Origin of the sequence: Porphyromonas levii, from assembly GCF_018206105.1 — a bacterium.
In the GTDB taxonomy this organism is placed as follows: Bacteria; Bacteroidota; Bacteroidia; order Bacteroidales; family Porphyromonadaceae; genus Porphyromonas_A; species Porphyromonas_A levii.
This window is the reverse complement of the sequence record NZ_JADRGN010000022.1, coordinates 15590-36380: the sequence shown is the minus strand read 5'-3', so window position 1 is coordinate 36380 and position 20791 is coordinate 15590. Positions and strand designations below refer to the sequence as shown.

Here is a 20791-nt window from a genome sequence, read left to right as displayed (position 1 = left end):
ATTTATGAAAGAATGTAGATACAGCATTTCAAATGCGATTGCCCTGGCTTCTAAATCGTTACCTATCCACCTTCTTTCAATAAGCAATCGCAAATGCCTCAGAGCCTGACACAAGAAAAAAAATAGATTTCATAGGAATAAATTTCGCTACTTGCGCTTGTCACTGCGAGTGCTCGCCTATGTGCCAATTGTTGCACATGCTAAAGAATAAAGGATATCGCTCAATTGGTGGGGAACAAATACGAAGAAGGTGCTATCAGAGGAGCGTGGGCACGAAGGCATTCCGTATATATTGCACTTGTCGGGGTGTTGTGGAGTCGGGCAGGTAGACAAGGGCGTAGTCGTACCGCACATTGGAATAGCGTAGCCCCCTGAGGTTTCGACAAAAGACATCCGCCACCTGTACCATGTTTTGTTGTTTGGTAGGCGGTATAAGTACATCCAATTCCGAGAGGACGAAAGGGCGGTTCCTTGCCTTCACCTCAATAAAACAAAGTACGTCCCCCTCGAGTGCTATAAGATCGACTTCTAGAAATCCCATCTTGTAGTTTTGCTCAAGGATGACGAAACCTCGCTTTCTCAATTCATCAGCTATAAATAGCTCTATCTGATGACCGTCGGAGCGTTCACCGTTACTCCTCTTTGGTAGCTGACTCATAGGCAAGTAATTTGCGCTTGACTTCCGTGCCCCATCGAAATCCACCTACCCCTCCGTTGGCTGGCACAATCCTATGGCAAGGGAGTAGAAAGAAGCATTCATTACTTCCGAGAATATTTCCCACGACCCTAGCATACCGTTTAGAAAGACCTAGCTTTTGGGCAAACGCACCATAGGTTAGCGTAGTGCCAAATGGCACCCTTGCCAGCTGTGCCCAGAAGTCTGGTGCGAAACTCGGCACCCTCCCCCCAAGAGCTGTATACTCCTTTGGGCAGAGCAATAGGAAAGCAAAAGCCTCGGCAAGCTCGGGATGTAGTCTCCTCGAACTCGCTAAGGCTTCATTATTTACATTGTCTATTGGATAGCACTTTGTGATGACTTGCTCATAGCTTATCTCACACTCGACTATACCAATTGGTGTATTAAAATAGTAATTCCCCATCTATACAAGCCCTCTTAGATACATAGGGCTTAATCCACTTCTGTACTCTGGAAACATGCTCAGGGTGCTTGGCATACACATCCACATCCTCATACTTCCCAAGCACTCCATGGAGCATTAGGTCGTACTCCTCATTGGGGTTGATATTGATCGTAACAGTAATCTTTTCCAATGGCTCGATCAAATCGGCAAGCTCCTCGAAACGATCTTTTGCCTGGAGCAAGAACTCCTCCTTTGTCATGCCTTCAGGATGACTTCCAAAAGCGAATAGTACTACGTGCTGTATCATATATCAAAACATTGAAAATTCGATCTCGTCTAAGTGGCTATCTTTGTACCCCAAGAAGTAAAGGATACCATCCAACCCCATAGTAGTAATGGACTGCTTCGCACTCTCCTTAACCTTAGGTTTAGCTTGGAATGCAATACCAAGACCTGCGGTAGAGATCATAGGCAAATCGTTGGCGCCATCGCCTACGGCAACGGTTTGTCGGATATCCACCTTCTCTACTTGTGCGATCAAGCGAAGAAGCTCTGCTTTGCGCTTGCCATCGATAATATCCCCTAGGTGTCGACCAGTAAGCTTTCCATCGACTACCTCTAGTTCATTAGCATAGACATAATCGATACCGAACCTATCCTGTAAGTACTTAGCGAAGTATGTAAAACCTCCGGAGAGGATAGCAATCTTGAAGCCCACCTTCTTGAGAATCTTCATGGTACGCTCAATACCATCCATAAGAGGCAGATTCTCCGCTATATCTCTCATCACAGAGACATCCAAACCCTCGAGTAGTGCACAGCGCTCTATGAAGCTCTCATTAAAATCTATCTCTCCTCTCATAGCGCGCTCGGTAATCTCTGCCACCTTATCACCGACGCCAGCTCGCATAGCTAGCTCATCGATGACCTCGGTCTTGATAAGGGTGGAATCCATATCAAAGCAAATTAGCCTACGCATGCGGCGGAACATACTATCCTGCTGGAAAGAGATATCTACCTGATAGTGGTTAGCGACCTGCATAAACCTACGCTGAAGCTCCTCCCTATCTCTTGGATTACCTCTTAGAGATATCTCTATGCTTGCCTTAGGTACACGCTCTTGTTCTATCAGAGGAATACGACCAGTGAGTCGGTCGAGCGCATCGATATTCATACCCTGGGCAGCGACCTCCTTGGTAATGGCTGCCACCATCTCTGCGGTAAACTGTTTTGCCAGAAGAGTAACGATATACTTATTCTTGCCCTGTGCTTCTACCCAATTGGTATAATCTTCGGGAGCTACAGGACGGAAGGTGACAAAGATATTAAGCTCATTGGCTTTGAAGAGCAATTCCTTTAGAATCGTGCCGCTGATAGATGACTCAGCAGCGAAAAGGACACCAAGTGTAAGGTGGTTGTGCGTATCACTCTGACCAATATCAAGGATGGTCACATCATGCTTTGCTAGCGTTTCGGTAATCGCTGCCGAAATACCAGGTCTATCCTTACCACTAAAGATGGCAAGGATTAGTTCTTTGTTGTTTTGCTCTTTATTATCCATTGTCTTTCCATTGTTATTATTATACAATGCGAAGCAAATGTACCTATTTCTGAACATATAGGCAATAGGTTGCTGATTGCTTCGATTTTGGCTAATTTTGCTACTCAATATATATAGTTCTGTATGAAAAGAATCAATGGGCGATTACTCGCCCCAATAATGATACCATTCCTACTTGTAGGGATTCTATATGGATGTGCCAATCGAGTAGCGCCTGATGGCGGACCTTACGATGTGACACCACCAAAGCTCGTCAGTAGTTCTCCCGAAGATAGGGCACTAAATGTAAGCAAGAAACGCTTCGTACTCACCTTCGACGAGTATATACAAATCCAGGATATAGCCAATAAGGTAATCATCTCTCCTCCCCAGATTACTCAGCCTAAGATAGTAGCTGTGGGCAAGAAGGTAACGGTGGAACTGGAAGACGATCTTATCCCAAATACGACTTACTCCATAGACTTTACCGATGCTATTGTGGATAACAACGAGGGTAATCCACTGGAGAACTTCTCGTATGCCTTCTCCACGGGCAATGAAATAGACACCATGGAGATCAGTGGTCGAGTGATTAACATTCGTAACCACGAACCCATGCAGAGCTTACTTGTAGGTGTGCACCCAGAGTCTGCGGGCTGGAACGCTTTTACAGATACGACCTTCAGCCGCATGAGTAGGACTGGAGACCGTGCACAGTTTGTAATGCGAAACATGAAGCAAGGGAGCTACAGAGTGTATGCTCTGAAAGAGAGCGATGGCAACTATCGCCACGATATGCCTACAGATGGGGTAGCATTCCTCAATGAGCTTATCACTACAAGCGCAATGGCAGCTACTCGGCAAGATACGACTTGGGTGGATAGTCTTACCATAGACACGATAAAGACAGTGGCATATACACGCTACCTGCCGGATGATATCGTGTTGCTCTATTACGTGCCAGAAGCAAAGCGTAGATTTATTAGCAAGCGCGAGCGCCCCGACTCTATGCAACTAAGACTTGTGTTCAGTGCCATACCCGAAGGCAAAATCAAGGTACGCCCTATCGACTCCCTTGCTGTGCAAGGCGGCAGTACACCAGTTCTCGATATCAATAGAGAGAAGAAGGAGGTAATGGTCTACTTTACGGACCCTACATGGAAGAGGTATAAGGAGTTTGAAGTCTCTTATACTTCGGTAGACTCCCTAGAGCTACCTATCATGGTGCATGACTCTCTCACGCTCCGCCCATCTGCCCCTAAGCCGATAGAAGACAAGGGGAGACTGAAGGAGACTAATGACAGTATTGCGAAGCCGAAGAGCCCGCTTACGCTTCGCTTCGAGCATAAAGGGGAAGGTGGGACCAGTGATAGCCTGCTCTTCTATAGCTCTCTGCCTATCACTCCTGAGGCATTTAAGGCCTTTGAGCTATTCAATGCGCAGGACTCCATCCTCAAGCCGGTAACCATAGACTCTATCTATCTACTCCCTGGGCGTACTACCGTGGGAATGATAGAGGCGAAGCTATCGTACGACACGAGCTATGAGCTGTATGCCGACAGTGCTAAGTTTACCGATGTGTATGGGCACATGCTCGATGAGACGGTGGTAGATGCGTTCAAGACGAAAGCGAAAGACGCTTTTTCTCAGCTCTCCGTCACGGTAGATGGCGTTGAGGGACCATTTATTGGCGAACTCCTCTCTACCCAAGATGCTGTGCTAAGAGTAGTATACTCCGATAAGCCGACCTTACACTTCAAAGATATTAAGCCTGAGAAGTATGGTTTCCGACTCATCGTGGACAGCAATAATAATGGCAAGTGGGATGCAGGCAACTACCGCGACTCTATCCAGCCAGAGATGGTCTACTACATGCCGAAGATTATTGAAGTAATGGCGAACTGGGATGTAAAGGAGACGCTATCTCCTCTTGCTACCAAGATAGATAAACAGAAGCCCGAAGAGTTGATTAAGAATAAGCCCAAGGCTAAGGAGAAAAAGGATCGCAATAAAGAGCGTGAGGAACAACTCCGCAGACAACGCCAAGGTAATAACCAAGGCATGGGTGGCTTAGGTGATATGGGCGGCATGGGTGGACTAGGAGGCATGAACGACATGATGGGCGGAGGACGAATGTAGTCTAGCCATCAGTAGTCCCGACACCGCATAATAACCACAACCGCTACCATTGAGCATATCAAGCTCTGGTAGCGGTTGTGCTATATGCAGGGCAGTGAAAAAGTGCACTCCTCATTCTCGAGAGGTATTACACCCTCTCTACACTCTTAATCCCTGGGAGCGTACGTAAGGACTTTAGTAAAGGATTGAGGCGAGAAGCTTCCTTTATATATATATGCAGCGTAGCTTGGAAGAGTCCATCTGCGCTCTGTATATTATAGCTACGGAGCGTAAGTTCCTTCTCAGTCCCCACCTGACTAACGACAGCATTGACCACGCTAAGATCATCATGCCCAATTACCCTCAGCACAACCTCACTCCCTCGAGAGGTATCACCTTTCCACCTAGCCTTGAGGATACGATAACCGAATCTATTGAATAAATCAGGAGCATTGGGGCAATTCATTCTATGAATTCGGATACCGCTTCGGGAAGTAAAGGCAAATATCTTATCGCCATATATAGGATTACAACACTTAGCAAGCTGATAATCGATGCCCGATAGGTTATTATCTATCGTTAGGATATCCTCTGTCTCCTCAGCAATAATCTTCTCAGGCAGAGTACTAGAGACAAACTTATCTGCCGAAATATGGCGCTCCTCAGCCTGCTCAGGTTCCTGAAATGCCAGTTTATACTCATCGAGGAACGTATCTAGGTCTGTCTGCTTATTCTGAATTGCGAGGAAGAAGTGACTTGTTGCCTTGTACCCCTTACGCCTTACGAGCTTGGTGAATACAGCCTCATCGTACTCCAGCTTCCGATTACGCAGACGGCGGTTGAGCTCCTCACGCACTAGCTGAATAGACTTTTCAGACTCTATCCTCAGCCATTGCTTAATCTTATTTCTCGCCTTGCTCGTTATCACATACCTCAACCAATCCTGCTTAGGTGTCTGATTGGCAGAGGTATTTATAGAAACGGTATCACCATTCTGTAATTGCTGTCGGATGCTTACATTGCGACCATTGACCTGAGCAGAGACTGTCTTCTCGCCAATCCCCGAGTGTATAGCATAGGCGAAGTCGAGGATAGAAGCACCTTTGGGCAACTTTACTAAGTCCCCCTTGGGTGTAAAGACATATATCTCCTCATCATAGAGATTCATCCTAAACTCCTGCATCACCTCTTCGCTGGTAGCAGACTTATTCTCTAGCGTCCTGCGAACCGTGGTCATAAACTCATCCAGTCCACTCTCGCTCTTAACCCCCTTGTATCTCCAGTGTGCAGCGAGACCCTTCTCCGCTATCTCGTCCATACGTTCGGTACGAATCTGCACCTCTACCCACTTCTGTTGGGGTCCCAATACCGTGATATGCAGACTTTCGTAACCATTAGACTTTGGGATAGATAACCAATCCTTCATCCGCTTAGGATTGGGTTGGTACATATCTGTGATGATAGAGTATGCCTTCCAGCACTGGCTTCTTTCCTCCTCTAGTGGTGCATCGATAATGACACGTATAGCGAATAGGTCATAAATAGCCTCGAACTCTATCTTTTGCTTCACTAGCTTATTACGGATAGAGGAGATAGACTTCGTTCTTCCCTTTATCGTAAACATTAGTCCCGACTCCTCCAAAGCCTTCTTAACTGGATCGATAAAAGAAGCAATATAAGTATCGCGTGTCTTCTTGGTAGCAGCCAGCTTGTCTTTAATAAAATTATATATCTCCCTATCCGTATACTTGAGGCAAAAGTCCTCCATCTCACCCTTGATATTGTACAGCCCCATACGGTGCGCCAGAGGGGCATAGAGGAAGGAAGCCTCCATACTGAGATCCAACTGTAGATCCTCTGAAAGATAATCACCAGCAAGGCGAAGCTGCACCAGTCGCTCGGAAATCAAGATAAGGATAACACGCACATCCTCAGCGAAAGATAGTAAGAAGTGGCTAAAGTTGTCCGAAGTAACCACAGCATTCTTGGCATACAAATCGGTCACCTTTTGCATCAAGCGCAATAAGTAGAGCACATCCTCACTCAGGAAACCCTTCAACTCCTCTTGCGTTACAACACCATCCCGCAAGGGTAATTGTAGGAGTACGGCCATGATAGGCGTACCTCCTATTCCCATCTCATCTACAAGGGTGGTCGCCGTCAATAGTCGCCGAGCTAGGGGATGTATCCCAAACTGATCCTTAAGATCAGGGCGCTCCTTCAGGTACTTCTGTAGTATTTCCTTTACCCTATACCACTCTTTTTCAGAGACATTATGGGGTAAAGCATCGAGACGAACTATAAGCTGCTCTATTGTCGAATATTGATCTAAATCAGTATACTTCTTCATAAAAACTCATTTTATACCACTGGTACGATATAAAAGTAGAGCAAGATACAAATATTCCTTTCAAAATACCAGTAGTCACTATAGTTTTCTATACCTTTGCATCATCATTTCAAATATGCAAAAATATCCAATTGAGTATTTCACTTTTAACTAATAGAAGATTAAACATGAAGAAGTTTATAACAGCTACTGCCTCTATGGCACTCTTATTGGGCGCTTGTACTACAACAGAAAAGGCGCCAGAGTTCAAGGTGACAGCCACAGGCCTGCCCGCCGAAGCTAATGGTACCTACGCCTATATTTACGATGTAACCAATGAGGTCGTGGACTCCGCACTGATAGAAAATGGTTCGTTTACCTTCGTATCGCCAGCCAATGACTCAATTATCAATGTAGTAAAGCTGATGGACACACCTCTGCTTTTCGCTCGTGAGGCTGGGGAGTATACTTTTACTATCACAACCGACTCCATTAGTGACGAAACAAGTATCATCCGTAGCGGTGCTGAGAACAGCGCATTTATGAAGCTACAAAACCTCTATGACGAGTTGAATGACGTAGAAACAAGGTATACTAATGATATAGAGTCAATTGCCGAGAACATCTTAACACCAGATAGTACCCTCACGAAGGAGCAAGAAGCGCAGATTGACTCTATCTATACTATCATGGATACGGAAGCAACGAAAATCAATAAGAAGTATTTCTCAGAGGCTACCAATGCGAGTGTGCAGATTGCAGCACTCAGAAATATGCGTCGCTCAATAGAGCCAGAGGAGTTCATTGCTCTCTACGATCAGGCACCAGAAAGCCTCAAGGCAGAGAAGTCTCTAGCTACATTCTACAAGACTAGTGTGGCAGCTGCAAACACCGCTGTGAGGAAGCAGTTTGTCGACTATCAGATGACCAACCCAGCAGGCGAGACCAAGATGCTTAGTGAATTCCGTACTGAAGGTAAGTACTTCCTACTCGACTTCTTCGCATCATGGTGTGGTCCTTGCCAAAAGTCTATGCCTGTCTTAGCTCAGATAGAGAAACAATATGCTAAGATACTCTCTTCGGCTAGCATCGCTATCTGGGAGCGCGATGAGGATGGTACGGCTTATGCCAATGCTGTAAAGAAACTCAAGATCACTTGGCCTACCTTCCAAGACGGCAATCGTATTGATGGCAAGAACCAAAGTATGGGTGCTGAGACCTATGGCGTAATAGGTGTACCTACTTTCATCCTCTTCTCTCCAGAAGGCGAGATCATCGTACGTACGCACGATGTTACCGAAATCAAGGCTAAGCTCGACGAGCTCAATAAGTAATATGCATCCCAAGGAATAGGGAATAGTGTTACATATAATCGAGACGGCTATGCTCTGTTGAGCGTAGCCGTCTCGATTCTTTTCTAGGTTAGGGTACAGCTTCGTTACTTTCTTCTCACGCTAGGGAGGAGATAGGTCTGCATACAATACTCCTATGGTATCACTATTTTCAAGAGCTACTCCCTAGAGTAGAGAGAGTCCCTCCCCAGAGGGACTGGAGTTTTTCCCGCGAGAGACTCGAGTCCCTCGCGGGAGAGACTAATGCAAATAGCTAGAGTAAATATTGTCGCGACCTAGAGAGAGAAATGCTTGAGACGTGCTAAAGCCTTGCCAGATGGTACTAAATTGTTATCTTTGCGATTATATTAAAATGCAATTAAATTGGGAATTATGATATTGCGCAGAAGTATACTTTGGGGATTACTAATCGTAGTAGGGTTATTTATGAGCTCAACGCTTGTGTTTGCTCAGCAGTCTACGAGAAGCCATACTGTAGTGGCTGGAGAAACACTCTATGCGATTAGCCGCCAATACGGCGTAGCTGTGGATGAACTCATCAGGCTCAATCCAGAGGCTAAAAATGGGATAAAGATTGGGGAAGAAATCAAGCTTCCGGGCACTAAAACTGCTAAAGAAGCGACCTCAGGACCTACCTACCACAAGGTAGGAGCGGGCGAAACGCTTTACTCTATTTCAAGGAAATATGGGATTTCACCCAATGCATTACTGGCAGCGAATAGTTCTATTAGTAATGCAGATAAGCTATCGGAGGGCATTATTATAGTGATTCCAGAAGCACAGAACGATAATTTTGTAGTGAGAGAACAGGGGACGACTCCTACCACAAGTAAAACGCCCCAAAAGGTGACAGGCTTGAAGACCTACAAAGTGCCTGCAGGGGCTACTATTTACAGTCTACTACAAGAGACGGGATGGTCTGAGGAGCAATTGTTTCACTATAATCCTCAGATACGAAGTGGGCTAAAGGCAGATGTAACTATCTTGATTCCTGACACTTCCCTACCTAATAATGTAGCGGTAAATAGCCAAAGAGCTTTCCCTATGGATTCGGGGTATACAGTGGTCTTGGCACTGCCTTTTAGTAACGATAAGGGGCGACGCTTTGCGATGTACTACGAGGGTTTCTTGATGGCTTTACTCGAGGCAAAAGAAGCGGGTACGAACATCCATCTTTATGCTGTCGATAGTAATGACTCAAGTATGACTGAGACTTCTGGGTTACTTGGTAGTCTGCCGAAGATAGACATGATTCTGGGCGGAGTCTCGGATAATTCTATTAATAAACTAGCAGAGATTGCAAGGGCAAAAAATGCTACTTACGTGATCCCATTCACCTCGAGAGACTATACAGAGATAGCAGAGAGGGGCGCAAAGCTATACCAAGTGAATACACCCCACCAAGCCTTGTTTGATGAGACTGCTCGGAAGTTCGCATCCGAATTTAAGGGCTCTGTTGTTCAATTTGTGAAGTTCCCTGGGGACACGAACAATAAGGAGGCTTTCATTTCTACCCTCAAGCGAGAGCTTGACAGAGTACATATCCCATACAGAGAAGTCGATCAGTCAGAATTTAGAGATGTGAGCGCTGTACAATCCCTCGCTATGGATAATCTTAAAGCTGTGGTTGTACCGGATGCAGGCTCAATGACGGCGGCCAACAATGTGCTGACAACGATTGCTCTAGCTCAAGATAGTTTGGGGATATACAATGTTACTGCGTTTGGTTATCCTGAGTGGCAGACATATGGCAATTCTATTAGTCAGAAGCTCAAGAAGATCGAGGGCACTTTCTATACCACGTTTTTCTCGGAGCCTGAAAATAGCACCTACAAGGAGTTTGAAAAGGAGTTTAGGGGTTGGTACGAGCATGGTCTGGGTACCACCTACCCTAGATACAGTCTGCTCGGATACGATACAGGTCGCTACTTCATCACCATGATGAGTAACAGTGCTAGCCTACCCAAGGTATGGCGAGGGATTCAGAGTAAGTTCGAGTTTGAGCAAAGTACTCGCTCAGCAGGACTGAAGAGTAATTTGGGCGTGTTTTTTATCCAGTATAGAAGGACAGGTGAAGCGAGGAGGGACTAATGCGTAAGTTCATATATACTACAGCACTACTACTGTTGTCACTAGTAGCCGTGGAGGCATCGGGACAAGCACTGAAGTATCAACCTCGTTTTATGGTTGGTCCTACGGTGGGCATCAATATTAGTAATATGATTTTTGCCCCTAAGGTATACCAAGGGCTGAAGATAGGCTACGACGCTGGTGTGGTATTGCGCTACGATGTAGGGCATGTCTATGATATGCCCAATGTGGCTGGAGGTATATGGCTAGAAGTAGACTATTCGGTTCGCGGATGGAAAGAGAAGCCTCGAGACCTACCAGAACAATATGCGAAGTCCAATCTCACCTACCAGCGGACGCTCTCTTATGTAAGTGTTCCTGTACTTACCCACCTTACATTTGGGCAGAAAGCCCTAAAGTTCACGGTAGACTTGGGAGCCCACTTCGGGTATCTTTTGGCGGAGAGTTCGAGTGGCAACTTCCCAAAGGAAGGGATTCAAGGAGTGGTTACTCGACAGCATACAATGCCAGTGGAGCATAAATTTGCATGGGGTATAGGTGGTGGTGTAGGTAGTGAGTATCATTTCGATAAGATAGTTGCAGGCATACGTGCTTCATATGTATATGGGTTGGGTGAAATCTATGGTAACTCCCGAAGTGACTACTTTGGTAAATCCTCAGAGCAGGTGATAGCAGCTAAGGCATACGTACTTTTCTCTTTCTAGTGTATAAACTACTCAATTCCCCTTCGTATAGTTGTAAATAAGCAAAAAAAATAGTATTTTTGCCAAAAGCTTAAGACGGTTCCAACAACTTACTATCATATAAAAGCTTTACATTAGTTTCATACATTAAAGTTGATTATAATATAAATGAAGCCAATTAATATTGAACGTCATTACACATGTTCGTGTTATGCTGGAGGTGACGAAGGTGCTTACTTCGAAGTTCAAATGAACGCACAGGAGTCTTCTGAGATTACTAGTGGTAGTCAAATTCTCTTGGTATTCGTCAATTGTAACGATACTAGATATACCATTTCAAGTAGCGAAGAAGGTAGCCCTAATAATGTAAATGAGACGCGCAATGCTCCTTTCGGGATGCTTATCGATAGTAATCATACCCTACGCGTTATGCTAGGAGAGCGTGGTGTACTTCAGATATTCAAGTTCGATAGAATCTCACACCTCTGCAATGGTTACAGTTTTAGTAACCTTCGGAGATATGCCCCACTAACAATGGCGCACAGGACTATCGAGGTATACGAACCACTTAAACTTGCTTTGGCTACTATTTATAGGTACTACAACGATGGTCTGAAGTGCTCTGATATGATGGAAGCCAAGCTCAAGGAGGTATTCTTTGTCCTTTCGGGATACTACAAACCAGAGGTATTGGGAGAACTACTCGCTCCTCTCTTGAGGAAAGAAGTAGACTTCAAGGAATTTGTGATGATGAACCACTATCGTGCGAAGTCTGTTCAGGAGCTAGCAGAACTACGTGGAATGGATCTACGAAAGTTCAATAAGCTATTTAAGGAGACTTTCAATGTACCTCCATATACATGGATGCTGGAGCAGAAAGCAGATCTAATAGAGGAACGACTATCGGATCCTACCGTACCATTTAAAGATATTATGGATGAGTTTAGGTTCTCTAGTCCCAGCCACTTTACTGTGTTCTGCCGTAGACAATTCAATAGGACGCCATCACAGCATCGTAAGGAGCTCGTGAAAGAAGAGGCTGAGCGTAGGGCTGCTGAGCGTAGGGCAAATAACCCTCACTACTACAACCAGACTGGAAAGGGGATGTAATCGCTCTTTCAGTTTCAGCGCAACACAAAAGGGCTCGCTTGGATAATCCCAGCGAGCCCTTTTGTGTTGCGCTTCGTATTGTCTACTTAGACATTAAATCGGAAGTGCATGATATCGCCATCTTGCACAATGTAATCCTTACCTTCTACAGCAAGTTTTCCAGCCTCCTTGACTCCCTGCTCACTTCCATAAGAGATAAAGTCGGCGTACTTAATTACCTCGGCACGGATAAACCCTTTCTCGAAGTCAGTGTGGATAACACCTGCAGCCTGCGGTGCCTTCCACCCCTTAGTATAAGTCCAAGCCCTGACCTCTTGCACACCAGCAGTAAAGTAAGTCTCGAGGTTTAGTAGTGCATATGCACTGCGAATAAGTCGTGACACACCGCTTTCCTCTAGACCAGCAGCCTCAAGGAACTCCTGTCGCTCCTCGTAGGTCTCTAGCTCGGCAATCTCACTCTCGGTCTGAGCAGCTATTACGAGTATCTCTGCGCCCTCATCCTTTACTGCCTCACGAACCATCTCCACATACTTATTCCCAGTGGCAGCAGACGCTTCATCCACATTACATACATATAGGATAGGCTTTGCGGTTAGGAGGAACAGCTCCTTAAGTGCCTTCTGCTCCTCCGGCATATCAAAGGATACTGTGCGTGCCGACTTCCCTTCGAGCAAAACAGAGTGTACCTTGGAGAGTACATTAAAGAGCACCTTTGCCTGTGCGTCACCACCTGTCTTTGCCTGTTTCTCTACTCTTTGGATACGGGATTCAACTGTCTCAAGGTCTTTGAGCTGTAACTCCATATCGATTACTTCCATATCTCTTACGGGATTGACTGAGCCATCGACGTGAGTGATATTATCATCATCAAAGCAACGTAGTACATGGATAATAGCATCGGTTTCTCTGATATTTGCGAGAAACTTATTGCCAAGTCCTTCTCCCTTACTAGCCCCCTTGACTAGACCTGCAATATCAACAATTTCCACTGTAGTCGGCACTATTCGCTGTGGATTCACTAATTCTGCAAGCTTATTTAACCGCTCATCAGGGACTGTTATCACACCTACGTTAGGCTCGATAGTACAAAAGGGGAAATTAGCTGACTGTGCCTTCGCATTAGAAAGGCAATTGAAAAGAGTAGACTTCCCTACGTTTGGTAGCCCAACAATACCGCATTGTAATGCCATACTTACTTATTATTACTTTGGTTAATACTCTTCTTATACTCTTCTAGATGCTTCTCTAGATCTATGGGGTTAGCGACGACTTCTTCGCTGACCGCAGCATCTATCACTTGCTTAATATCTGTAACGTATACAAACTCCAAACCCGAGAGGTACTCTGACTTGATCTCCTCTATGTCCTTACGATTATCCTCGCACAGTACAATAGTCTTGATCCCATAGCGCTTAGCAGCGAGGATCTTTTCCTTTATGCCTCCAACTGGTAACACCTTCCCTCTCAGTGTTATCTCTCCAGTCATCGCCAGATTAGGCTTCACCTTGCGCTGTGTAAAGGTAGAGATAAGCGAGGTCACTAGTGTTATTCCCGCACTTGGACCATCCTTAGGAATAGCACCTTCGGGCACATGGATATGTACGTTGAGTGAGTCGAAAAGCTCGAATGGAATGCCATATGTCTTTGAATTACTCTTGATATACTCCATCGCTAGAATCGCAGACTCCTTCATCACATCCCCAAGATTACCGGTGATGGTTAGCTTACCAGACTTAGATGGACTTATTGCGCTCTCTACTAAGAGTACCTCCCCACCTACGCTTGTCCACGCAAGACCAGTTACAACACCCGCTCTATCATTACCCTCATACCGCTCATCTAAGAACTTAGGAGAGCCAAGATAGTCTTTCAAGTCCGTAGGATTGATAATAATAGGTAGCATAAGAGATACATCTGCTTCATCTTCAGCCGACGCAATCTTACGCGCCACCTTGCGAAGTAGTGATGCTATAGCCTTCTCCAACTGACGTACCCCGCTCTCTCGGGTATAGCCCTCGATAAGAGCAGCTATCGTACGTTTCCCTATCTTCACTTGGTTTTTCTTAAGACCATGATTCTCTATCTCCTTAGGGATAAGATGGCGAGTAGCAATCTCGACCTTCTCCTCCATGATATAGCCACTCACCTCTATCATCTCCATACGATCACGAAGTGGGGCAGGGATATCACCTACATTATTTGCCGTCGCAATAAATAGCGCCTTACTCAAATCGTAGTCGATATCGAGGTAGTTATCGTGAAAGGTATTATTTTGCTCTGGATCCAATACCTCCAGAAGAGCAGAAGAGGGATCACCCTTATAGTCGCTCGATAGTTTGTCCACCTCATCCAGCACAAAGACAGGATTAGAACTACCCGCCTTGAGGAATCCCTTTATGATACGCCCAGGCATAGCTCCAATATAAGTGCGTCTGTGTCCTCGTATCTCTGCCTCGTCATGTAGACCGCCAAGAGAAATACGCACATACTTACGCTTTAGCGCATCCGCAATACTTTTGCCAAGCGAGGTCTTTCCCACTCCAGGAGGACCATACAAACAGATGATCGGAGAACGCATATCGCCCTTTAGCTTCAAGACAGCCAGATGGTCTAAGATACGCTCCTTTACCTTATCGAGACCGAAGTGGTCCTTGTTGAGTGTCGCTTCGGCATTCTTCATATTGAAGTTATCCTTAGTATATTCGCCCCAAGGCAAATCCAGCATAGTCTCAATATACTGATTCTGGATACTATAGTCTGGACTCTGGCTAGGCATACGCTGTAGCTTAGCTATCTCCTTTTCGAAAATAGCCTGTACATCCTCGCTCCACTTCTTTGTAAGAGCCCTCTTCTCCAGTTCCTGTATCTCAGCATCATCGCCACCCTGAAGTTCTTCCTTTATCACCTTCATCTGCTGCTGAAGGAAGTAATCCTTCTGCTGCTTATCCATATCGGTACGCGTACGCTGGTTGATATCTTGCTTGATCTCTGCCTGAGCTAATGTCTTATTGAGTGAACGCTGCATTTGGAATGCTCTCGTCTTGATATCATCCAGCATCAAGAGCGAGATACGTTCATTCATAGACTGAGGGAAATAGGTACAAGCAAAGTTGACTATCCCCTCTTGGTGCGTCATCTTCATCAGGCTAGAGACAAACTGTCTAGGTGTCTCTCCCTGAACAATCATCTGCTTCACCATCGTCTCTTTAAGGAGCTCCGTCAGTGCCTGGTATTCCATATCCTCCTCTGCAGGGTATATATCCTCCAGCAGACGGTACTTACCCATCCAATAGGGTTCGGTACGTGTCAATTGTGTCAGTTCAGCTCTCTGTTTACCCTGCAATACCACGGTAAGCAGATCGTCATTAACTTCCATAATACGAATGACCTCAGCGATAGTCCCTATCGGTACCATATCCTCCATCTGAGGATCCTCCGTATCGGGATTTTTCTGAGACACCACTAGCACATGCCTATCACGTTTGTTTTCCAGACTATCTATAATCAGTTTGCTTTTCTCTCGCGCCACCATCACAGGGATAGTCACGGCAGGGAAAAGGAGCATATCTCTGAGTGGGAGCACAGGGATAGTCTTATTCAGCTTCTTGCTATTGAGACTATAGTCTGGGGTATCACCCTCAGGTATAATCATCGGTAGCATCTGCGATAGACTGCCTGTTCCCTCATCAAATTCATTCATAAGAAAATCTTTATTCATCCTAATTCATCACCCTCCTCTCATCAGTTGATAGGCAAATAGTATGCCAATACCCTACCCCATATAATCTCTATAGAAGTCCAATGCCTCTTCCCACTGCTTCCTACTCACTTTACCGACAAATGCATCGCCAACGCCATGTAGTAGCACCATAGATAGTATTCCATCCTCCACCCTCTTCTTATCTTTGAGAGCCAATAGCCATAGTGCCTCATAATCATCACAGTCAAAGGAGACTATTGGGAACTGCTCCTTCACCGCCCTAGCTACCGAAGTCAAGAGCTTCTCTGCTAGTCCATACCACTTATAGCATATATACAGAGCTACCACAATACCGGCAGCTACACCTATTCCGTGCGGAACTGAGTGCCCTCTCTCCAGCGACAAAGCCTCAATAGCATGCGAGAAGGTATGCCCCAAGTTGAGCTGAGCCCTTTTGCCTGTATCGAAGAGGTCTTCCCCCACTATATCAAGCTTAAACTGCATCACACGACTCAGCAATTGAGGAGAAAGCTCCTCAAGGCTCAGTACCTCCTTCAAGCTATCTCTGTCCATCAGTAGACCATACTTTAACAGTTCCCCCAACCCAGAGACAAGCTCCCTTTCTGGCAATGACTCCAGAAACGCTAGAGACACCCACACCTTCTCGGCTTCATAAAAGGTCCCCACCATATTCCTAGCACCGCCAAAGTCTATAGCGGTCTTTCCTCCTATCGAAGCATCAATCATGCCCAGTAAAGTAGTAGGAATATGCACCAAGTGAAGACCCCGCATATAGGTACTCGCCACAAAGCCACCTAAGTCACTAATCGCACCACCACCTAGGGTCACCAAGTAATCCTGCCGTGTATATCCAAGCTCCAAGAGGCTCTGCCAAAGATACTGCGCTACCTCTAGCTGCTTTCCCTCCTCTCCCTCGGGCACCACCAGTAGATCCACCTCTTCATTGGCTATAAGTGGATAGCAGAGCTCCATAGTGGTTTCATCCACTAGGAGCCCTACTCTATGTGACGAAGCTAGCTCAGACAGTCGTTGAGCTACGTCCTCGATATCTAAAATAGCTATTTCTACCGCCACTCGTTTATAGTCCAAGCTTATCTAGCACCTCTTTTACAGCGGCATCCAGACCCTCAGGCTTCTTACCTCCTGCTGTAGCGAAGGTAGGCTGACCTCCTCCACCACCTTGGATATGCTTGCCTGCTTCACGAACCAAAGCACCTGCATTGTGTCCTTTGCCCACAAGACCATCCGAAAGCATCAGAGTCAAGACCGCCTTGCCTTCCTCATTAGACCCAGCTATAAATACGAAGTCCTCATCCTTGACCTGAGCCTTCACCCCAAACGCAATATCCTTTGCCATAGCCGAAGGCACAGAGACGGAAAGATGATAAAGCTTCACGCCACTTCTTTCTTTGCCCTCCTGAACCAACTGCTGCACTAGCGCATGCTTACGCTCATCCTGAGCCTGCCTTAGCTCCTTACGCAGTTGCTCATCCTCCGAAAGCATTCGTTCAATAGACTTTACCAAGTCTGGAGTATTTTGGAATAGTCCCTGTAGCTCCAGCATCGTATCTTGGAGCGAGAAGTAATATTCATCGGCACCCATGCCAGTCACAGCCTCTATACGGCGAATACCAGCAGCAATAGAGCTTTCGGATACTATCCTAAGGGCACCAATTACTCCTGTGCTAGGCACATGCGTACCACCACATAGCTCTATAGAGTCGCCATACTTAATCACGCGCACCTCCTCGCCATACTTCTCTCCGAAAAAGGCCATTGCCCCCATTGCCTTTGCCTCATCAATAGGCATAGACCTATGCTCCTCTCGGATACTATCTTGGCGAATAGCCTCATTTACCTTACGCTCTACCTCACGAAGCTCCTCACGAGTCATCTTGGAGAAGTGAGAGAAGTCAAAACGAAGCAATTTATCACTCACATACGATCCTTTCTGCTCTACATGCTTGCCCAACACCTCACGAAGAGCGTGGTGTAGCAGGTGAGTAGCGCTATGATTTGCCTCCGAGCGGCGGCGACGCTCTACGTCAATCCTTGCTACAAAGGTCTGGGTAGGATTGGCTGGCACCTTTTCGAGCACAGATATCGGGAGGTTATTCTCCTTCACCGTGTCCAATACCCTTATCACCTCTCCATCTTCCATTCCTGTAAGAATACCTTGGTCTCCTATCTGACCACCACCCTCTGCATAGAAAGGATTGCGACTGAGTACAGCCTGCACACTCTTCTGCTTTTTCTGCTCCACCTCGCGGTAGCGTAGAATCTCTGCTTCAGCCTCAACAAAATCGTAGCCAACAAATTGACCTTCGCCCTTGTGTAACTCAACCCAGTCGCCTGCCGTAATATGAGCCGCGCTTCTAGCTCGCTCTTTTTGCTTTTGCATCTCCACCTCAAAGCCCTTGAGGTCTGCTTCTAGACCACGCTCTCTGAGGATAAGTTCGGTAAGATCGGTAGGGAATCCATAGGTATCATATAGCTCAAATACTACTGAGCCTGGCAACACCTTCGCTCCATCCTTAAGATCCTCCACGATATGCTGCTCAAGCAGAGACATACCAGTCTCCAACGTACGCAAGAAAGAAGCCTCCTCTTGCATAATCACCTTGGTAATGATACTCTCCTGACTTTTTAGTTCGGGATAATGCCCACCCATTAACTCTATCAATGTAGGAAGGAGCTTATATAGGAATGGCTCATGCTGCCCCAAGAAGGTGTAACCATAACGCACTGCACGACGAAGAATACGGCGTATCACATAGCCTGCTTTGGCATTGCTTGGAAGCTGTCCATCCGTAATACTAAAAGCAATTGTGCGTACGTGGTCGGCTATCACTCGCATCGCTACATTCTGCTCTTCGTGTGCGCCATACTGCACCTTGGATAGCTCCGCTACTTTGTCAATAAGAGGCGTAAATACATCTGTATCATAGTTACTCCTCTTGCCTTGTAGAGCCATGCACAGACGCTCTAGACCCATACCAGTATCAATCACCTTATTGGGGAGACCTACGAGCGAACCATCGGCTTTACGATTGTATTGCATGAAAACGAGGTTCCAAATCTCTACCACCTGAGGATGATCATTATTTACAAGGCTCTTACCATCAATCGCCTTGCGTTCCTCATCACTACGTAAGTCTACATGAATCTCTGAGCAAGGGCCACAAGGACCAGTCTCTCCCATCTCCCAGAAGTTATCATGCTTATTGCCATTGATAATCCTATCGGCACTTATGTGCTCTCTCCAAAAACCTGCAGCCTCCTCATCACGCTCCAAACCCTCCTCCGGAGCGCCCTCAAAGATGGTTACATACAATCTATCCTTGTCGATACCATATACTTCGGTTAGCAGCTCCCATGCCCAAGAGATAGCCTCTTTCTTGAAATAATCTCCGAAGCTCCAATTGCCTAGCATCTCAAACATGGTGTGGTGATAGGTATCGTGCCCTACCTCCTCAAGGTCATTGTGCTTACCGCTTACACGCAAACACTTCTGACTATCCGCAATACGACCATACTTTATAGGTGCATTGCCGAGGATAATGTCCTTAAATTGATTCATGCCAGCATTGGTAAACATCAATGTAGGATCATCCTTTATCACCATAGGAGCAGAAGGAACTATTTTATGCTCCTTCCCTTCGAAAAACTCCAAAAATCTCCCCCTTATCTCATTTACTGTCATCATAAACCCAAAATGATCATCCACAAGTACTTTTATTTAATGGGCAAAGATAACAAATATGTAGCAGTTTTAGGCACTCGACACAATAGAAGTACACCCGACAACAAATGCACAATAACACAAGTAGCAGTACAAATAAATATGTACCTTTGCGGGAGAAGTGAAACAACTAGAAAAATATGAGAAATACATGAATACAGAAACTCCTATCAGCCCAATACCAGAGGAAGAAATAAGGTGGAACCTACTTCCCGAGCAACTAAGCCATTGTATCATAGCAGACTGTCCTTTGGCAGGAAAGTGCTTGCGCTACCTTAGCTACTACTATTCCCAACCAGATGACTTCGTGCATAGTTATCTCCACCCCAAAAGAAGTTCAATAGGAATAGGAGAGAAGTGCTCCTACTACCTCCCCAATACCCTTTCCCACCTGCCTCTCGGATTCATTAAGGGGCTTGCACATGTCTCCTCTGGAGATGCGGATCGCATCCGCAAAGAGATTATGTCCGAACTCAAACTCAGCAAAACCGTCTACTACAATTGGCGAAAAGGGAGCCAAATCATCCCAGAAGAAGCTCGAGATATACTGATTCGCATATTCGAGAAATACAATGTCAAAGCAGATCAGATTTTCGACAATACAGTAGATCGTTACCCCAGCTATTATTCCAAAGCCATTGACGCTAAAGAATAAAAGCACCTCTTCGGCAGTTCTTGAATTAGATGCTATAAGATAAAATAGTACGAGGCGCTACTACCTCCAGGTACTATACATCTTACCCAAAGTCTCTCCCGCGAGGGACTAGAGTTTTTCTCGGGAGGAACTGGAGTCTCTCCCGCGAGGGACTGAAGCCGCTATAGTATCTAGAGGTCAAAACTCTACGATGTCATCTTATTGTCTATCGATCTCTATGGCTCTTAATATTGTTATTTAGCAAGTAATAGAGAAATAAAGGGATAATGTACTGAATAAGTAAGTATTTATACTTAACTTTGCACCGTGAAAGGGAATGGAGAGAAGGGAAACTCTCTTACCGTTTCATGCAACCCGATTTTTAGCTC

15 protein-coding genes are annotated in these 20791 nt (G+C 45.8%); 6 read left to right on the top strand and 9 right to left on the bottom strand.

The genetic code is table 11. The features are described from left to right. Positions 1 to 256 precede the first annotated feature (256 nt). From IX315_RS06030 to serB, 4 genes are read right to left on the bottom strand one after another with little or no spacing between them, the layout of a single operon-like run. Positions 257 to 658 (bottom strand): YraN family protein, encoded by a 402-nt coding sequence (locus IX315_RS06030; protein WP_018359187.1) that lies wholly within the window; start codon positions 656 to 658, stop codon positions 257 to 259. Continuing rightward, positions 633 to 1100: a methylated-DNA--[protein]-cysteine S-methyltransferase gene (locus IX315_RS06025; protein ID WP_211638277.1), complete on the bottom strand. Its 468-nt coding sequence runs from the start codon at positions 1098 to 1100 to the stop codon at positions 633 to 635. The genes IX315_RS06030 and IX315_RS06025 overlap by 26 nt, the downstream gene beginning before the upstream one ends. Continuing rightward, on the bottom strand, positions 1081 to 1389 hold the full coding sequence (locus IX315_RS06020; RefSeq protein WP_134849301.1) for a Dabb family protein: 309 nt from the start codon (positions 1387 to 1389) through the stop codon (positions 1081 to 1083). The genes IX315_RS06025 and IX315_RS06020 overlap by 20 nt, the downstream gene beginning before the upstream one ends. Before the next feature lie 3 nt (positions 1390 to 1392). Next, positions 1393 to 2643, bottom strand: coding sequence for a phosphoserine phosphatase SerB (gene serB, locus IX315_RS06015; protein WP_018359190.1), 1251 nt, complete (start codon positions 2641 to 2643; stop codon positions 1393 to 1395). Between the two features lie 123 nt (positions 2644 to 2766). Here serB and IX315_RS06010 point away from each other — a divergent pair, with 123 nt between their 5' ends. Beyond that, positions 2767 to 4761, top strand: a complete 1995-nt coding sequence (locus IX315_RS06010) for an Ig-like domain-containing domain (RefSeq protein ID WP_244973106.1) — start codon at positions 2767 to 2769, stop codon at positions 4759 to 4761. 127 nt (positions 4762 to 4888) lie between these two features. Here the strand turns inward: IX315_RS06010 and IX315_RS06005 are convergent, their stop codons facing one another. Continuing rightward, positions 4889 to 7090, bottom strand: coding sequence for a RelA/SpoT family protein (locus IX315_RS06005; protein WP_134849300.1), 2202 nt, complete (start codon positions 7088 to 7090; stop codon positions 4889 to 4891). 167 nt (positions 7091 to 7257) lie between these two features. Between IX315_RS06005 and IX315_RS06000 the strand changes: the two genes are divergently transcribed. The 4 genes from IX315_RS06000 to IX315_RS05985 all read left to right on the top strand — a co-directional run bounded on the left by IX315_RS06000 (position 7258) and on the right by IX315_RS05985 (position 12305). After that, complete coding sequence (locus IX315_RS06000; protein ID WP_134849299.1) at positions 7258 to 8403, top strand: TlpA disulfide reductase family protein; 1146 nt, start codon at positions 7258 to 7260, stop codon at positions 8401 to 8403. 390 nt (positions 8404 to 8793) lie between these two features. Further along, the gene (locus IX315_RS05995; RefSeq protein ID WP_033408631.1) at positions 8794 to 10512 is read left to right on the top strand and encodes a LysM peptidoglycan-binding domain-containing protein; all 1719 of its coding nucleotides are present in this window, start codon (positions 8794 to 8796) and stop codon (positions 10510 to 10512) included. Then, a complete protein-coding gene (locus IX315_RS05990; protein WP_134849298.1) occupies positions 10512 to 11216 on the top strand; it encodes a porin family protein in 705 nt (234 codons plus the stop codon). The genes IX315_RS05995 and IX315_RS05990 overlap by 1 nt, the downstream gene beginning before the upstream one ends. Positions 11217 to 11363: 147 nt before the next feature. Next, a complete protein-coding gene (locus IX315_RS05985) occupies positions 11364 to 12305 on the top strand; it encodes a helix-turn-helix domain-containing protein (protein ID WP_211635373.1) in 942 nt (313 codons plus the stop codon). 86 nt (positions 12306 to 12391) lie between these two features. On the opposite strand, the gene ychF is transcribed toward IX315_RS05985, so the two are convergent. The 4 genes from ychF to alaS are packed head-to-tail and all read right to left on the bottom strand — an operon-like array spanning position 12392 to position 19732. Beyond that, positions 12392 to 13495 (bottom strand): redox-regulated ATPase YchF, encoded by a 1104-nt coding sequence (ychF, locus tag IX315_RS05980; protein ID WP_134849296.1) that lies wholly within the window; start codon positions 13493 to 13495, stop codon positions 12392 to 12394. 2 nt (positions 13496 to 13497) lie between these two features. Further along, positions 13498 to 16023: an endopeptidase La gene (gene lon / locus IX315_RS05975; RefSeq protein WP_211837269.1), complete on the bottom strand. Its 2526-nt coding sequence runs from the start codon at positions 16021 to 16023 to the stop codon at positions 13498 to 13500. Positions 16024 to 16077: 54 nt separating this feature from the next. Further along, complete coding sequence (locus tag IX315_RS05970) at positions 16078 to 17115, bottom strand: 3-dehydroquinate synthase (RefSeq protein WP_211640820.1); 1038 nt, start codon at positions 17113 to 17115, stop codon at positions 16078 to 16080. Next, the gene (gene alaS / locus IX315_RS05965; RefSeq protein ID WP_211640819.1) at positions 17105 to 19732 is read right to left on the bottom strand and encodes an alanine--tRNA ligase; all 2628 of its coding nucleotides are present in this window, start codon (positions 19730 to 19732) and stop codon (positions 17105 to 17107) included. The genes IX315_RS05970 and alaS overlap by 11 nt, the downstream gene beginning before the upstream one ends. A gap of 187 nt (positions 19733 to 19919) precedes the next feature. Here alaS and IX315_RS05960 point away from each other — a divergent pair, with 187 nt between their 5' ends. Further along, a complete protein-coding gene (locus tag IX315_RS05960) occupies positions 19920 to 20423 on the top strand; it encodes a DUF6078 family protein (protein ID WP_211638265.1) in 504 nt (167 codons plus the stop codon). Positions 20424 to 20791 lie beyond the last annotated feature (368 nt).

Bases quoted from the DNA above. Each gene is read 5' to 3' on its own strand.
- IX315_RS06030 (WP_018359187.1), bottom strand. From the start codon at position 658: ATGAGTCAGCTACCAAAGAGGAGTAACGGTGAACGCTCCGACGGTCAT.
- IX315_RS06025 (WP_211638277.1), bottom strand. From the start codon at position 1,100: ATGGGGAATTACTATTTTAATACACCAATTGGTATAGTCGAGTGTGAG.
- IX315_RS06020 (WP_134849301.1), bottom strand. From the start codon at position 1,389: ATGATACAGCACGTAGTACTATTCGCTTTTGGAAGTCATCCTGAAGGC.
- serB (WP_018359190.1), bottom strand. From the start codon at position 2,643: ATGGATAATAAAGAGCAAAACAACAAAGAACTAATCCTTGCCATCTTT.
- IX315_RS06010 (WP_244973106.1), top strand. From the start codon at position 2,767: ATGAAAAGAATCAATGGGCGATTACTCGCCCCAATAATGATACCATTC.
- IX315_RS06005 (WP_134849300.1), bottom strand. From the start codon at position 7,090: ATGAAGAAGTATACTGATTTAGATCAATATTCGACAATAGAGCAGCTT.
- IX315_RS06000 (WP_134849299.1), top strand. From the start codon at position 7,258: ATGAAGAAGTTTATAACAGCTACTGCCTCTATGGCACTCTTATTGGGC.
- IX315_RS05995 (WP_033408631.1), top strand. From the start codon at position 8,794: ATGATATTGCGCAGAAGTATACTTTGGGGATTACTAATCGTAGTAGGG.
- IX315_RS05990 (WP_134849298.1), top strand. From the start codon at position 10,512: ATGCGTAAGTTCATATATACTACAGCACTACTACTGTTGTCACTAGTA.
- IX315_RS05985 (WP_211635373.1), top strand. From the start codon at position 11,364: ATGAAGCCAATTAATATTGAACGTCATTACACATGTTCGTGTTATGCT.
- ychF (WP_134849296.1), bottom strand. From the start codon at position 13,495: ATGGCATTACAATGCGGTATTGTTGGGCTACCAAACGTAGGGAAGTCT.
- lon (WP_211837269.1), bottom strand. From the start codon at position 16,023: ATGAATAAAGATTTTCTTATGAATGAATTTGATGAGGGAACAGGCAGT.
- alaS (WP_211640819.1), bottom strand. From the start codon at position 19,732: ATGATGACAGTAAATGAGATAAGGGGGAGATTTTTGGAGTTTTTCGAA.
- IX315_RS05960 (WP_211638265.1), top strand. From the start codon at position 19,920: ATGAATACAGAAACTCCTATCAGCCCAATACCAGAGGAAGAAATAAGG.